Origin of the sequence: Idiomarina piscisalsi, assembly GCF_003987095.1 — a bacterium.
GTDB lineage: Bacteria > Pseudomonadota > Gammaproteobacteria > Enterobacterales > Alteromonadaceae > Idiomarina > Idiomarina piscisalsi.
The window spans coordinates 1-14,258 of the sequence record NZ_PIQA01000016.1 but is presented as its reverse complement, the minus strand read 5'-3'; the positions used below and the strand labels follow the sequence as shown (position 1 = coordinate 14,258).

Below are 14,258 nucleotides of genomic sequence, written 5' to 3'. Positions count from 1 at the left end.
GTACTTATGATTATTCCATGGCAAGAAGTGGACACTGAAACCTTGAACAACCTGCTTGAGTCCGTGGTGCTGCGTGAAGGCACCGACTACGGCTCGCAGGAGGTGTCATTTGACACCAAGGTCGAGCAACTCAGAGAGCAAGTGAAAAGCGGTGAAGCCGTCATTGTCTTCTCAGAGCTACACGAAAGCGTTGACGTAGTACCGAAAGACAGCGTCACCGGAAACGCGGACGACGAGCAATAAACACCTCTTCCCAGGGAACATTTTGGTCACCCAATACTAAAAAGTTTGGGTTCAGCAAACTGACCGTCCGGTTGTAAGTTATCGGCTCAAAGTTCTCATTTACAATACGACCTCCCGCCTCACTAACAATCACTTGCGAGGCGGCTGTGTCCCACTCTCCCGTCGGCCCTAGTCGTAAAAAGCAATCGGCTTTGCCTTCAGCAATAAAGCACGACTTTAAAGAACAGCTGCCTGTTGGTAGGGGCTGAATATCGCGTTGAGTTTGCATACGGCTTAACACCGGTTCCCGTGCCTGACGGCGACTTATCGCAATAATCAACGGGTCAGACTTCGGGTTTTGCAGCTGACGCACCGAAATTTTCTGCCTCTCGACAGCATCTTCTTTATAAGCGCCCCGGCCTTTTTCTGCGTAATAGATTGCCTCGCCAACCGGCCAAAAAATGACGCCCATTTCAGGCTCATTATTAGACACGTAAGCAATGTTAACGGCGAAATCACCAGAGCGTGCAATGAACTCTTGCGTACCGTCGATAGGGTCGATGAGAAAATACGACGACCATTTGCGCCGTTCGTTGTAATTCTCGTGGTCACTTTCCTCCGACAACACCGGAATATGAGGAAAATGCTGCTTTAACCGGTCTTCAATCAGTTCACTGGCGATGATATCCGCAGTCGTCACCGGGGAATCATCGTGTTTTTCCGAGGTTTTGTAGTCACGGCGTTCATACATGGTCATGATGACATCGCCGGCTTCTTTCGCGATAGCTTTGAGTGTCTCAAGCATTGGCTGATTGCCCTCGCTTTCTCAGTAGCATTAATAGTGCTGCCACACTTCGAGCTTCAGTAAAATCCGGCTGAGTTAATAAGTTGTCTGCGTCATCTACCGCCCAGGTGACTTTTTCCAAGGGCTCCGGCTCATCGCCGGGCAAACTTTCAGGATAAAGGTCGGTTGCCACGAATATATACATTTTTGCTGAGAAAAACTGCGGGGCCATCGATACTTCCGTTAAAAACTCCAGATTATGGCTACCATAGCCCACTTCTTCTTTTAACTCTCGCTGCGCCGCTTCTTCCGGCGTTTCTCCCGGGTCAATCAGCCCTTTTGGGAAGCCCAGTTGGTAATCGTGTGAGCCAGCTGCGTATTCACGAATAAGCAACAACGTATTTTCGTCGAGACAAGGCACAATCATAACGGCACCACGACCGCTGCCTTTCATGCGTTCAAACTGACGCTGTTCGCCATTACTGAATTTTAAATCGACCGCTTCAATGCGCAGCAGCCGACTTTGCGCCACCACGCGACGGGATAAAATTTGAGGGACTTGTTTTTTTGTCATACAACCATCCAAGTCATTGTCTCTCTTTACTATAACGACTCTGCGTACAGAAAACAGTCTGAATTTACGGTTTTTAGAATGAGTGCTAGTATTCAAGCCATTGTAGCGAATATAGAAGTGAGCATTATGACAGGCCAAAAACCCGAGACGGAAACTGAATTTGATGTTGTTGTAATAGGTACGGGGCCCGGCGGTGAAGGCGCCGCAATGCAACTTGCCAAAAGTGGTTATAACGTCGCCATTGTCGAGCGTCATAAAGCGCTGGGCGGCGGCTGTACTCACTGGGGAACCATTCCTTCTAAAGCATTGCGTCACTCGGTTAGCCGGCTCATTGAATACAACAATAACCCACTGTTCTCAGGCCCGGGCTGGCAAAGCGGCATGACCTTTAGTCATATTCTGCACTACGCAGAGTCTGTTATTCGCAAGCAAGTGAAATTGCGCAGCTCTTTTTATGACCGTAACGGGGTTACTGTTGTACACGGTACGGCGTCATTTTTAGACAAAAACCGTATTCGTGTGACTAAGCTCGACGGCTCCGTCGACGACCTTATTACGCAGCACGTGGTTATTGCGTCAGGCTCGCGCCCCTATCACCCGGCAGATATCGACTTTGATCACCCACGTATTTATGACTCTGACAAAGTCTTGTCACTGTCGCACGAACCAAAAACCATTTTAATCTATGGTGCCGGTGTTGTCGGTAGTGAGTACGCCAGTATTTTCCGCGGCATGGGCGTTAAAGTCGACCTGATAAACCAACGCGACCGACTACTTTCGTTCTTAGATGCGGAGATATCCGACGCGCTAAGTTATCACTTGCGTAACAGCGGCGTCGTTATTCGCCATAACGAAGAGTATGAAAGCATTACCGGCTACGACGACAAGGTCGTACTGAAAACCAAATCAGGTAAAACCATGGCCGCAGACTGCTTGCTCTTTGCCAACGGCCGCTCCGGTAATATTGAAAATTTAAACTGCGACGTTGTAGGGCTTGAACCGAACTACCGTGGCCAGCTGGAAGTGGATGAAAACTACCAAACCGCGGTCGACAACCTTTATGCCGTGGGCGACATTATTGGTTACCCAAGCTTAGCCAGCGCGGCTTATGATCAAGGCCGTATTTGTGCATCCGCAATTATTAATGGCGAAAGCGACAAAGCCTTAGTCAGTGATATACCCACGGGCATTTACACCATTCCTGAAATTAGCTCAGTCGGTAAAACCGAAGAAGAATTAACAGAAATGAAAGTGCCTTATGAAGTCGGTCGGGCTCAATTCAAACACCTGGCTCGTGCGCAAATCTCCGGAGCTGACGTCGGTTGCCTGAAGCTACTCTTTCATCGTGAGACTCGTGAGTTATTGGGGCTGCACTGCTTTGGTGAACGAGCATCGGAAATTGTTCACATTGGTCAAGCCATTATGGAGCAGAAAAACGGCGGCAACACCATCGACTACTTTGTGAATACCACATTTAACTACCCAACCATGGCAGAAGCGTATCGAGTGGCTGCCTTGAATGGTATTAACCGGCTTGCTTTGTAATTTTTGGTACTGCCTGCAAAGGTAGCTCAATACGTACACACAAACCGCCTTCCGGGCGGTTTTTTAATGTTATACAACCATCGTGACGGTCAACAATACGCTTAATAATTGCCAAGCCCAGCCCAGAACCCACACCACCGCGAGCTTTATCGCCCTGCATAAAGGGCTGAAATAACTTCGCTTGTTGCTCTTCGGGAATGCCAGGGCCATCATCGCTGACACTAAACCATACACTTTTTTGCTTTTTATTGTATCCGGAGCTGACTAATACGTTTTGCTTACCGTAACGTTCTGCGTTTTCCAGTAAGTTCACAATGACGCGCTTCATAGACAAAGGCCGCAGCCAAACTAAGGGTAAATTACCCAACGCCAGCTCAAAATGCTTTTCCCAACTGTCAGGTACATTGGCAACGGTTTGCTCTATCAGCTCATTCAATGACTCTCGGCTGCTTTTCTCTTGTTGGTCGAGGCGAACATAGTCAATGAACTGATCGATAATGTCGTTCATATCATCGATGTCTTCAACAATGCCCTGTGCCAGCGTATCGTCTTCGGGCATCATTTCTGCCGCCAATCGAATGCGTGTCAGCGGTGTGCGTAAATCGTGGGAAACCCCCGCCATCAGAAGGTTGCGATCGTTTTCCAGCTCACGAATGCCTTTTGACATATGGTTAAACGCCCGGGTCACAGCCATCACTTCGCTAGCGCCTTTCTCTTGTAGCTGTTCAGGAAACTCGCCTCTACCAACTTTACGTGCCGACTCTTCCAGTGCTTTTAACGGCCGGTTTAACCAGTTCGCAAACAGCATTCCCCCTAAAACGCTCGACACGCCAATAAGCAGCAAATACATAATTAGTGGTGAAAACTGCCCTTTTTGCATACTTTCTAAAGGCACTCGTATCCAAAAGTCCGGAGCTTTTGGCGGCTTCACCCAGATAAAAAACTCATTGCCCTGAGATACGCGCACAATAGCTTCGCCGCCTAACATCAAGCTCATATCGTCTGACAAATAACCGTAATAGGTTGAGTTAATCAGACCATTTTCTCTGGCTTGCGAATCATTGAATATCTCAATACCTGTTTCTTCGCGGTAACGCTCGATAAGCTCGCGCTCGGTTTCAGGCGAGTGCTGGCGAGGAATAAACATAGTTCGAATATGCTTGGCAACAAGTTCGTTAATTTGCTCAATGGAAGGCTTAACCACATAGTTGCTGACCATGACGTAAGAAACGACCTGGTTTATCAGCAAAATTAGTGCAAGCAGCGCAACCGTTCTGGCAAACGCTGACTTTGGAAACAGCTTCATTAGCTTTTCAGTTGACCGTCAGGAACAAAGACATAGCCCAGTCCCCACACCGTTTGAATATAGCGTGGCTTAGTCGGGTCTTCTTCTAACATGCGGCGTAGGCGTGATACCTGCACATCGATAGAACGCTCAAGGGCGCTGTAGTCACGGCCGCGCGCCAAGTGCATGAGTTTGTCACGAGACAACGGCTGGCGGGCATGAGTCACTAAGGCTTTAAGTACCGCGAATTCACCACTGGTCAGCGGCATGGGTGTATCGCCATGAAACATTTCGCGAGTGCCCAGGTTAAGTCGAAACTCACCAAACTCGACTTCTTGATCTTCCTGCGACGGAGCGCCAGGGGCCTCTGAGCCACGACGGCGCAATACTGCTCGAATACGTGCTAATAATTCACGCGGGTTAAAGGGCTTAGCAAGGTAGTCATCCGCTCCCAATTCCAAACCAATAATGCGATCAACTTCGTCGCCTTTGGCTGTCAGCATAATGACGGGAATATTATTACCTTCGTTACGCAAACGCTTACAAATAGAAAGGCCATCCTCTCCGGGCAGCATGAGGTCAAGCACCATCAAATGGAAGTTTTCACGCGTCAGTAAACGGTCCATCTGGTCAGAGTCCTGCGCAACGCGAACGATAAAGTTTTGCTCCGTTAAATAGCGCTCCAACAAGCTACGAAGCCGTGCGTCGTCATCAACTACCAGAACTTTTAATGTTTCCTGCATCATAATTTTAGTATCTCAAGCTGCCATGCCTACCCATAAAGATACACCGCTTTACATACCGAGAGAAGCCAGCTTCTGTTAACAAATGTTTCAGTTGTCGCTTTTCTTATCGACGCCAATAGCGCTGCATTTCAACGTAAAGGAATGATGCCGTCCAGGTAATAAGAACAAGGCCTGTCAAGCCCTCAACCCCAGTTAAAAAGCGAAGCATACCTACAGGTTCGATATCACCAAACCCGACAGTCGTAAAAACGGTAAAGGAAAAATACAGCGCATCGAGAAAGCTTCCATCGAAGTTTCCGGTGAGATAACCAAAGTTGGCATGGTGATGCATCGCATAATAACCCACTGCAAATATCGCAACCTCTGCCGTATGAGCAATAATGGCTAAAACCACTCCAAACATTAATCGTATTTGGCTAAACATGTGTAAATGGCTAATCAACCAGCCAATGCGATTCAAAGCTTCGTAGTGGAAAACCACGGCCAAGCCAACTATTAAGGCATTACAAATAAACGACAACAACATTAAGTATCGCCTTTTAATCGTTGTAGGTTCGCTAATGACATAGGCTTGGCGAAATAATACCCCTGATACTGATGACAACCCAACGCGGTTAAAGTATCCAACTGTTCTTTCGTTTCAATACCCTCTGCAATAACGTCCATTTCCAAACTTTTACCTAAGGCTAGAATAGTTTTAACAATAGCAATGTCGTTATAGTTTCCGGGAAGTTCATGCACAAAAGACTGATCAATTTTCAGGCGGTTCAGTGGTAGTCGTTGCAAGTAGCCCAGCGAGGCATAGCCGGTACCAAAGTCATCAAGAGAAAAGCTGAAACCTAAGTGTTGCAGTTGCGACATGACGTCGACAGTATGCTCAATATTTTCAATAAGAAGGCTTTCCGTTATTTCAATGTCAATTGCTGATCCGGAAACACCTGACATAGCCAGTAAGGCTTTTATATCATCCACGAATCTTTCATCTTTGAACTGGCTGGCGCTAATATTTATCGCAACGCGTATAGGCTCGTCGTGCAACTTTTGTAACTCTCTTACATCAGCCAACACATTGCGCAGTACTATACGATGGATATCCGGCATCAGCCCTTCTGCTTCAGCCAACGGAATAAATTCACCAGGAGAAACCCAACCCAGTTCGCTGTCGTGCCAGCGTATCAAAGACTCATATCCCACACACATCATGTCTGAGCTGCCATATTTCAGGCTATATTGAGGTTGATAGTGCATGGTCAACATATCTGTTGATATGGCCCGAACTAACGCCATTAAAACCTTTTGCTGACGAGCAAAGCGCTGCTGTAAATCGCTATTAAAAAACTGCAAGTGAGGGCCGTTCGCTTGCTTTGCCTGCACTAAAGCTAAGTCGATAGCCTGCAGAATTTCTTTTTCTGACTGAACATCAGACAGCAACGCAATTCCCATGCTCACAGAAACAGTCTCGAGATGACCACCAATAGAGTATGGTTTTGTCAACTTATCCAGTAAAACATTCAAGCGTTCACGCAAATCATTCGCCAGCAGTTCAGCATTCGCTCTTGGCTGCTCCAAAAACACCATGAACTCATCAGCACTTAAGCGACCCGCATCATCTTTTTGCCGAAGCTCCTTTTCTAGTCGTTGACCAAACTGAGTTAATAATTCATCTCCTACCGCATGTCCGTACCTGTCATTTATTTGTTTAAAGTGATCAATATTTAGAAGAATTAACGCCGCGTCGGTACCGTCTCCCTTAAACTGTTTAAACCCTCTCGAAATTTGCTCCATCATAAAACGGCGATTTGCAAGCCCCGTCAACGGATCAAAATAAGCCAATGACTCCAGCTCTTTTTTCATATGGGTGTAATCAGACACGTCACTGGAAATACCACAGAGTCCACTCAGTTCGCCCTTACTTTCATAGAGAGGAACTTTGACTGACCAAAAATGATGAGGCGTTTCGTCTCCGGGTAGGTAATTTGTTTCACCTTTCGCAATGCGCTGCTGCGTATCTAGGACGCGTTGGTCTTGCTTACGAATAGACTCCGCAGTTGCTTCGTCAAAGACATCAAAGTCCGTTTTATTGAGTAAATCTTCTTCTGTGACACCAAGAAACTCTTGTGCTTTTTGGTTTGCATATTGATATCGAAGCGTCGTGTCCTTGATATAAATCGACGCATCGACACTATCCAATATAACTTTCAACCGCTCTCGACTGCTGTTTAACGCCTGGGTCTTTGCGCTAACTTGCTGGCGCAATATATAAATAAACAAGAAACCCAGTAGCCCCAGCGCTACCAAAGCAGCCAACAACCACCAAACGAAACCGGGAATATCGTGAATCGATGGCTGAGATGTCCAATTTTTAATAATTTGAAAATACGCAGAAGATTTATCCGCTTTTAATTGCAATAACTGCGCGTCAATTGCTGCTAAAACATCCTCATTCTTGCCGAGCTTAGCGCTGAAATAAAGCTTGTTAGGCAAAAACATGATAGGCGTCATATCAATATGTCGACGCTCAACCTGCCTATTTCCCAAAAACTGGTTAGTCGCAACAGCGTCGGCACGTCCTTCACTAACCGCGTCAAATCCAGCGGTATAGGTACTAACGGCTATTAAGGTCGTATTGAGGTCAAAATTAAAAATAACGTCTTTTAGGTAAGCTTCTTCTATCGATTCACTCAAAACGGCAACTTTCTTACCGTCTAAATCAAGCAAACTTGTAATATCTGCCCCCGCTGCGGCATACAATTGTGACCAACTGAGTAGCGACGGTTCGTCATGAAAAGCAAACAGCCGGCTACGATCGGTTGTTTTCACAATATCAGGTAATATATCGATACGACCATCGTCGAGCTGATTCAGACACTTTTCCCAAACACACTCTACGGGCACCAGTGACCAACCCTCTCGCTCCGCAATAAGCGTCAGCAAGTCACCGTGTATACCGCTTAACTCACCACTTTCATCAAGCATGAGCTTCGGGGGATTGTGATATACGCCCACTCGCAAAGTAGCGTTATTAGCGTACGCTACCGAACAAAAGGTCAAGAGTGACAGTAAAAAGTACGTTAAAAAGCGCAATGTAAGTCCGTATGCCTTCGCATTATTTCAACATACCTTATAACTTTTTTCAGTCGCTAGGCAACAACTTGTTAAGTCAGCGTTCAGCGGCCTATAAAAAGGGTTGATGTAAGTCAATCAAGGTACTTTGTAGAGCCAGTCTTCGGTTACATATTTTGTTGCGACTAACTGCTTGGCGGACGCCAGTTCCTCTGCGGTGTAATTGCCTTTGTGAGTATCGTAAGCACCACAAAATACTTTTATAAATGCCTCAATAATGGCATCTCGAGACAAGCCCGTTTGACTGCGCATTGGATCGACTCGCTTGTTCGCACTGGTAGTGCCCTTGTCGGACAGTTTTTCACGACCTGTTCGTAAAACCTGAAGCATCTTATTCGCATCAATGTTGTAAGCCAACGTCGCATGATGAACGACGACCCCATTAGCAAAGCGTTTTTGAGCCGCTCCACCAATTTTCCCGGTAGGCGAAGCAATATCGTTCAACGGTTTATAATGCGCCTTAATACCAACCTCTGAAAGCGCGGATAATACCCAAGCATCTAGAAACTCATAAGACTTCTCAATACTCATGCCATCGACAAGTGAGGTAGGTACAGTCAATGAGTAGGTGATACAGTTACCGGGCTCCATAAACATTGCACCGCCACCGGTTACTCGTCGCACAACCTGGATATCGGCTTCTTTGGCCGCCTCCATGTCCACTTCATTCTTCACTGATTGAAAGGAGCCAATAACAACAACCGAGTCGTCCCAGTCCCAGAAGCGCAGTGTTGGCCCTCGTTGTCCCTTAGCTACGGATTCAGCAATCACTTCATCTAAAGCCGCATGATGCGCTGCCGGTAAAGTGACAGGTTCAATGACAGTAAAACTATGGTCAAGCCAACTGCTGGCTTTACCCAAAGCTCTTCTTACCGCTGTTGCCACCGCTTCTGCAGAGAATCCAAACAACACAGCCGAATCACCTAACGCCTCTTTTATAGCGCCTGCTAACTGCTGGTGCGATGCCGTAATTGGCAAACCTATCAACGCAGTATTTATGGTTTCAAGAGCCGTATCAGGTTCAAGAAAAAAGTCGCCTGAGATACTCACTTCAGAAAGGCTGCCATCCTGTTGTTTCACATCTGCAACCACCAGCTTGCCGCCGGGGACTTTATATTCTCCGTGCATAGTATGCCTTACTCATGTTGTTACATTAGAAGTCTTACTCTAACGATGATTGCAGATGATTGGAATGAAGCTTTATTGACGACGTTATTCTGCGCGCGCTGCGTTAATCGCAAAAGCACTGCTCAATAACAAATTATTACCCTAACGAAATTGGCACTAACTCACGCGTTGGTAATGTATTCGGTACCACACAGCAAGTAGCAAACAAATAGCGCCTGGCACTAATAACGCTTCAAATCGCCACTGTGCAAATAAATAAGCTCCCGAAAAAGCGCCCGTAGTAAAGCCCATAATAATCAATCCAAATAATATGGCTTTTCGTCTGTCAAACGCTTTACCCCGCAGCACGGACCCAAACATAATGCCTAAGTCAGTAAATATACCGGTCAGGTGGGTGGTTCGCACAATGGCGCCACTGTATGTGGTTGCCAGCGCATTCTGCATACCGCAGGCGAAAGACGCGGTAAAATGACCATAATACGAACCATTAGACAGAAGAAAAAAAGAGATAAAGATTAACAACGCTTCGAGCGCAAGTGCCGTATCGTAATGCCGGCCGAGCTTTAATCGGGTTCCGTGAAGTAAAAAACCCGAAAGGCCTGCGCCAACAAAAAACGAGAACAGCACTCCCGCTAAATGCACAATATCTCCGACGGAATTGGCCAGCATGCTAGTACCAAATAACGTAGCAGTACCTGAAACATGCGACACCGCCTGGTGCTCAAAACCAAGCAAACCAATGGCGTTAATGCACCCGGCAACAAAGGCCAGCACAAACGCCCCGTACTCAATCCATTTAGGCAGTTTAGATATCAATGCTTTTTGTCCTTTCTAGGATGACGCCACGACCCTATTCCGCCCGTCACGCTTGCCTTCATAGAGTCTATTGTCGGCGCGGGTAATGAGTGCATCGAGGTCGTCTTCCCGAGTGGCAACAGCAACGCCTATGGTCACGCTCAGTTGCAGGTCTTTAAATTCGTTGTCTAAAGAGAGTGCTTCGACATTGTGCTTTAAGCGCTCGGCCACGACAGTGGCATCAGCAGGGCTTGTATGGGGCAAACCGACAACAAATTCCTCACCACCAAAGCGGCCAATAATGTCGGTTGGGCGAAGTGACTGCTGACATACTGCGGCTATTTTGGTCAGAATGACGTCGCCACGAGTGTGACCCCAAGTGTCATTAATTTTCTTGAAATGATCGACGTCTATCATGAACAAACAAAACGGAGCTTCTTCCAAGCGCGAGCGTTGTAACAGAGCTTCGGCTCGCTTCATAAAGTGGCTACGGCTATCGACACCAGTTAGCGTGTCGCGTTCTGCAACCATGCGAAGTTGCGCTTCTAATGATTTACGATGTTTAATTTCTTGAGTCAGCTCTCGGTTTTGAGCGCGTTCGTCGTTCAAAAGCGCATACTGTTTTCTCTGCAAGCGCTCTAAACGCCTTAGTGAGGAGTAACCGACGATATTCGCCATAACCAACAACAGTCCCAAGCGTATAGCTCCCGTTGGGGTCACACCCGCGTAAAGCATAGAGGCGGCTAAAAAAGTAATACTCAAAAAGAGACTGGCTAGTGTGGCTACCGTCAACAAGTTAGGAATTAACAAGTAAAACGCCATTATTGCGACCACAATAGCGGTTATTTGTGTAGAAAGACTCTCTGGCCGCAACGGCACAATAAGGATAATGCCTATGGCAAGTATCCAAAGCGGAAGCGCATGCAACCAAGCTCTCTGTGCATACCCGCCAATCTGCCCAATAACGAACGCCAACACCAAACACGAGCCAGTTACCGCAATACGCATCGCTAACAGTAAATAGTAATTTGGTGTTAAACCCAACAAGTTGTAGTCGGTAATACCAAACATGGCAAAAATGACTGCCACCAGAATTAACGCGAGGCGAGAGTCAGCTCTAACGCTAGACTCTATAGAATAACGGTATCTTAACTCTTTGCTTCTTTCACTGAATTGCCCAGTGAGCGAAAGAATGTCGCTTCGTTTTTGTTGTTGTGACAAGTGCTTTCCCTGTTAAACCGGTGTCGTTTACTGACCAACTATTTTAATTTTGACCTTTTCTTCAGCGTTTTGCAGTACTTTTTTAACGTTTAATGAACAAAAACACTAACCTTTCAGCGCCTGAACGATCTTTTTCGTGTTATTGATGTTCTCGGCCAATTCATCAAGCAGCTTTTGATACTCCGCAGACTTTTGTCCCAGCCTGGTGTTCTTTACGGCGGTTTCTAACGCTTCATCTTCCTGCAAGCACTTATCTAAAATCGCGTTTTTCTCATCGACCGAGAACAATTTAGTCAGCTCACCTTGAATAACCTGCATCAACGTTTTGTCGGGGTCGGGTTTAGCCGGCAACTCACCCAGATCTTTTACAACATTTTGAAACGGTTCAATAAAAGACTCCCGCTCATTAGCAATGGCTTCCAGCTTATTTGCTAACTCACCGTCTTCTAACACGTTCGTTATTTCGCGATAGTAGTCCTTGGTCTCAACAAGCAATTTTAGAATTTCAATACTATCGGCTTGGTCATCTGTGCGTAATATCGACATATTATTCTTTGCTCTTATTTGGTTGTGGCATATCGCCCACAATAACCTCTATTGCTTCGGGTATCACCTCAAAGTCAGCTGGCGTGTCTGTTTTATGTTCACCGTCGGCATGAATCTGTTTGGGCTTAGACGTCTTAATACTGACTTTCTTCGCTTTTTTACATACAACGCGCTCCGCCACCCGCAAGTTGCCGTTTCGCAAATTAAATCCCAGCAATAACAACTGCCACCAGCGCTGCGGCTTCAGACAAAACAAGTTCAGCTGCCCGTCTAGCAGGGTTGAATCTTCATCCACGATATTGCCACCACCGTAGAAACGACCATTACCCACCGCCAAGTGAATTGCTCTTAAGGATTCCTCGCAGCCGTCAGCCTTTATATTCACCTTGAAGCTTTTATTGCGCTTAATAACGCTAATAAAAGCTCCCAAATACGCGAACACACCAAAGTACTTCTTCATGTCTGAAGTAAGCTCGTGCGTAACCTCTACTCCCAGACCGATGTGAGCCACGTTCACAAAGTAATGGTCATTCGCCTTCGCAAGGTTAATGCGCTCTCGCTTGTTATTAGCAATAACCTGGGCCGCCGGCACGATATCCTGCGGCACACCCAAGGAGCGCGCCAAGTCATTCGCTGTGCCCATGGGCAAAATAGCCAGGGTTTGCTGTGTTTTATGCACCGACTCCAGCGCTGCACTAATAGTTCCGTCGCCCCCTGCGACAATAATGACACCGTCTTTCTGCTCGTAATTTTCAATACAGGACACCATGTCCGAGGGGCTTTCAGTAACGCACACGTCCACTTCAACGCCAGCGCTCTGAAGCAAATCAGTTGCTTGATCAAGCTCTTCAGAGTGGCCATTGCGGCTTTTCGGGTTCACCAATAACAACGCATGCTGCATTGCTTCAGGTCCTCTTTAACAAGTGCTGGCTTTAATATAAGCGGTTTATTGGGGAGCTTCAAAGCGCTGCCACATCATTAGTAGTCTTTTCAACCAGTATTTGTTTCAAGTTCATCCCACTCAGACAAGTTATGCTTCCGGGCTGTGAACTTATAATTAATACCCATAGCAAGTCCGAATACACAACCAACAACTACCACGGTAGTGACGAAATGCGTCAATGGCATATTGAAAGAGTATAGCTGCAAAAACCAGCATAATGGTGCCCAGAAGGCAGTGAAGCCTAAGCCCATAAACAAAGCATTTCGTGAAAAGCTGTTGTAATGGAATGGCCTTGCTTTTAAACACAGCCACCACAAAAACAGCAAAGCCGGCGGCTTAGAATTAATTTCCGAAATTCCCGCTTCTTTAAGCTCTTTTAGAGCAGCCTCTTTTCGTGCTTCGAAAGACATTTTTTGTGACTTTACTTCAGTATTTTATATAGCTAACTCTAAAGTAATTAAATACGCAATAAAACAGCAAGTTATACGATATTGATGACAGAAGACGTTTTTTACTTAGGCTAAAATACAGTCATTAACAGCTCATGGAGGAGTCTTATGGCGAACAAGTCAAATAGCAGCTTTCGCGATTCAAAAGTACCACAGTGTGCTACAATAGCTAACAACGCAACACATTATAAGGTACTTATTATGAAAACCGAGATGCTAAGCACGCGAATTGATCATGACACGAAAGTAGCATTCACTAATATTTGTGACGAAGTAGTGAATCGCCACTAGTTCACTAGACACTCAGTAGCCGTTTTTTCAAAACGTTTTTCATACTCTACCGGCGATAACTGATCATTGGAACTGTGCCGGCGTTTTGAGTTGTAAAACATCTCAATGTAGTCAAACACATCTCGACGAGCTTCAGCTCGGTTTGAATATATTTTCCGCTTAATACGCTCTCGTTTAAGTAGCTGGAAAAAGCTCTCAGCAACAGCGTTATCATGACAGTTGCCACGACGACTCATGCTGCCTTCCAGATTATTGCTCTTTAGGAATGAGCTCCAGTCATGGCTTGTATATTGGCTTCCTTGGTCGGAGTGCACCACGACTTTCTTTTTAGGCTTTCGTCGCCATATCGCCATGAGTAGCGCATCAAGAACTAACTCTTTTGTCATTCGTTGCTGCATTGACCAGCCAATCACTCGTCGCGAGAACAGATCAACAATCACCGCTAAGTAGAGCCAGCCTTCATGGGTTTTAATGTAGGTGACATCGGTTACCCATGCCTGATTAGGCTGCTCAGTATTGAACACCCGGTTTAATCTATTGGGCGTAACAACATGAGAGACACCACTGCGGTGACGAGGCTTACGGTAACCAACCTGAGCCTTAAGC

General features: G+C 46.3%; 15 protein-coding genes. 2 read left to right on the top strand and 13 right to left on the bottom strand.

Annotated elements, in window-relative coordinates; translation table 11 throughout:
- Positions 1-6: 6 nt before the first annotated feature.
- A complete protein-coding gene (locus tag CWI73_RS11990; protein WP_126753005.1) occupies positions 7-243 on the top strand; it encodes a YheU family protein in 237 nt (78 codons plus the stop codon).
- On the opposite strand, the gene cysQ is transcribed toward CWI73_RS11990, so the two are convergent.
- Both cysQ and nudE read right to left on the bottom strand, forming a co-directional pair.
- Entirely contained in the window at positions 215-1,027 is an 813-nt protein-coding gene (gene cysQ / locus CWI73_RS11985) for a 3'(2'),5'-bisphosphate nucleotidase CysQ (RefSeq protein ID WP_126753004.1), read from the bottom strand. The genes CWI73_RS11990 and cysQ overlap by 29 nt on opposite strands.
- Positions 1,020-1,580, bottom strand: a complete 561-nt coding sequence (gene nudE / locus CWI73_RS11980) for an ADP compounds hydrolase NudE (protein ID WP_126753003.1) — start codon at positions 1,578-1,580, stop codon at positions 1,020-1,022. Before nudE ends, cysQ begins: the two co-directional genes overlap by 8 nt.
- A 126-nt stretch (positions 1,581-1,706) precedes the next feature.
- Between nudE and sthA the strand changes: the two genes are divergently transcribed.
- A complete protein-coding gene (gene sthA / locus CWI73_RS11975; RefSeq protein WP_126753017.1) occupies positions 1,707-3,125 on the top strand; it encodes a Si-specific NAD(P)(+) transhydrogenase in 1,419 nt (472 codons plus the stop codon).
- Here the strand turns inward: sthA and envZ are convergent.
- From envZ to CWI73_RS11915, 11 genes are all read right to left on the bottom strand, one after another.
- Complete coding sequence (envZ, locus tag CWI73_RS11970; RefSeq protein WP_126753002.1) at positions 3,106-4,431, bottom strand: two-component system sensor histidine kinase EnvZ; 1,326 nt, start codon at positions 4,429-4,431, stop codon at positions 3,106-3,108. The genes sthA and envZ overlap by 20 nt on opposite strands.
- On the bottom strand, positions 4,431-5,156 hold the full coding sequence (ompR, locus tag CWI73_RS11965; RefSeq protein WP_157980643.1) for an osmolarity response regulator transcription factor OmpR: 726 nt from the start codon (positions 5,154-5,156) through the stop codon (positions 4,431-4,433). The genes envZ and ompR overlap by 1 nt, the downstream gene beginning before the upstream one ends.
- 103 nt (positions 5,157-5,259) lie before the next feature.
- Entirely contained in the window at positions 5,260-5,682 is a 423-nt protein-coding gene (locus tag CWI73_RS11960; protein ID WP_126753001.1) for a potassium channel family protein, read from the bottom strand.
- A complete protein-coding gene (locus CWI73_RS11955) occupies positions 5,682-8,207 on the bottom strand; it encodes an EAL domain-containing protein (RefSeq protein WP_275046258.1) in 2,526 nt (841 codons plus the stop codon). The genes CWI73_RS11960 and CWI73_RS11955 overlap by 1 nt, the downstream gene beginning before the upstream one ends.
- A 150-nt stretch (positions 8,208-8,357) precedes the next feature.
- The gene (locus tag CWI73_RS11950; RefSeq protein WP_126752999.1) at positions 8,358-9,407 is read right to left on the bottom strand and encodes a lipoate-protein ligase LplAB; all 1,050 of its coding nucleotides are present in this window, start codon (positions 9,405-9,407) and stop codon (positions 8,358-8,360) included.
- A gap of 156 nt (positions 9,408-9,563) precedes the next feature.
- Positions 9,564-10,223, bottom strand: a complete 660-nt coding sequence (locus CWI73_RS11945) for a YoaK family protein (protein ID WP_126752998.1) — start codon at positions 10,221-10,223, stop codon at positions 9,564-9,566.
- Between the two features lie 15 nt (positions 10,224-10,238).
- The gene (locus CWI73_RS11940) at positions 10,239-11,423 is read right to left on the bottom strand and encodes a GGDEF domain-containing protein (protein WP_126752997.1); all 1,185 of its coding nucleotides are present in this window, start codon (positions 11,421-11,423) and stop codon (positions 10,239-10,241) included.
- A 105-nt stretch (positions 11,424-11,528) separates the two neighbouring features.
- Positions 11,529-11,969, bottom strand: coding sequence for a ferritin family protein (locus tag CWI73_RS11935; protein ID WP_126752996.1), 441 nt, complete (start codon positions 11,967-11,969; stop codon positions 11,529-11,531).
- A 1-nt stretch (position 11,970) separates the two neighbouring features.
- Positions 11,971-12,870 carry a lipid kinase gene (locus CWI73_RS11930; protein WP_126752995.1) on the bottom strand — a complete coding sequence of 300 codons (900 nt, stop codon included), beginning with the start codon at positions 12,868-12,870 and terminating at the stop codon, positions 11,971-11,973.
- Between the two features lie 89 nt (positions 12,871-12,959).
- Positions 12,960-13,322, bottom strand: coding sequence for a DUF6404 family protein (locus CWI73_RS11925; protein ID WP_126752994.1), 363 nt, complete (start codon positions 13,320-13,322; stop codon positions 12,960-12,962).
- 326 nt (positions 13,323-13,648) lie between these two features.
- A partial coding sequence (locus CWI73_RS11915; protein WP_126752993.1) for an IS3 family transposase occupies positions 13,649-14,258 on the bottom strand: 610 nt, incomplete at its 5' end.

What these genes read in the sequence shown, in the direction of transcription:
- CWI73_RS11990 (WP_126753005.1), top strand. Translation starts at nt 7, where the DNA reads ATGATTATTCCATGGCAAGAAGTGGACACTGAAACCTTGAACAACCTG.
- cysQ (WP_126753004.1), bottom strand. Translation starts at nt 1,027, where the DNA reads ATGCTTGAGACACTCAAAGCTATCGCGAAAGAAGCCGGCGATGTCATC.
- nudE (WP_126753003.1), bottom strand. Translation starts at nt 1,580, where the DNA reads ATGACAAAAAAACAAGTCCCTCAAATTTTATCCCGTCGCGTGGTGGCG.
- sthA (WP_126753017.1), top strand. Translation starts at nt 1,707, where the DNA reads ATGACAGGCCAAAAACCCGAGACGGAAACTGAATTTGATGTTGTTGTA.
- envZ (WP_126753002.1), bottom strand. Translation starts at nt 4,431, where the DNA reads ATGAAGCTGTTTCCAAAGTCAGCGTTTGCCAGAACGGTTGCGCTGCTT.
- ompR (WP_157980643.1), bottom strand. Translation starts at nt 5,156, where the DNA reads ATGATGCAGGAAACATTAAAAGTTCTGGTAGTTGATGACGACGCACGG.
- CWI73_RS11960 (WP_126753001.1), bottom strand. Translation starts at nt 5,682, where the DNA reads ATGTTGTTGTCGTTTATTTGTAATGCCTTAATAGTTGGCTTGGCCGTG.
- CWI73_RS11950 (WP_126752999.1), bottom strand. Translation starts at nt 9,407, where the DNA reads ATGCACGGAGAATATAAAGTCCCCGGCGGCAAGCTGGTGGTTGCAGAT.
- CWI73_RS11935 (WP_126752996.1), bottom strand. Translation starts at nt 11,969, where the DNA reads ATGTCGATATTACGCACAGATGACCAAGCCGATAGTATTGAAATTCTA.
- CWI73_RS11930 (WP_126752995.1), bottom strand. Translation starts at nt 12,870, where the DNA reads ATGCAGCATGCGTTGTTATTGGTGAACCCGAAAAGCCGCAATGGCCAC.
- CWI73_RS11925 (WP_126752994.1), bottom strand. Translation starts at nt 13,322, where the DNA reads ATGTCTTTCGAAGCACGAAAAGAGGCTGCTCTAAAAGAGCTTAAAGAA.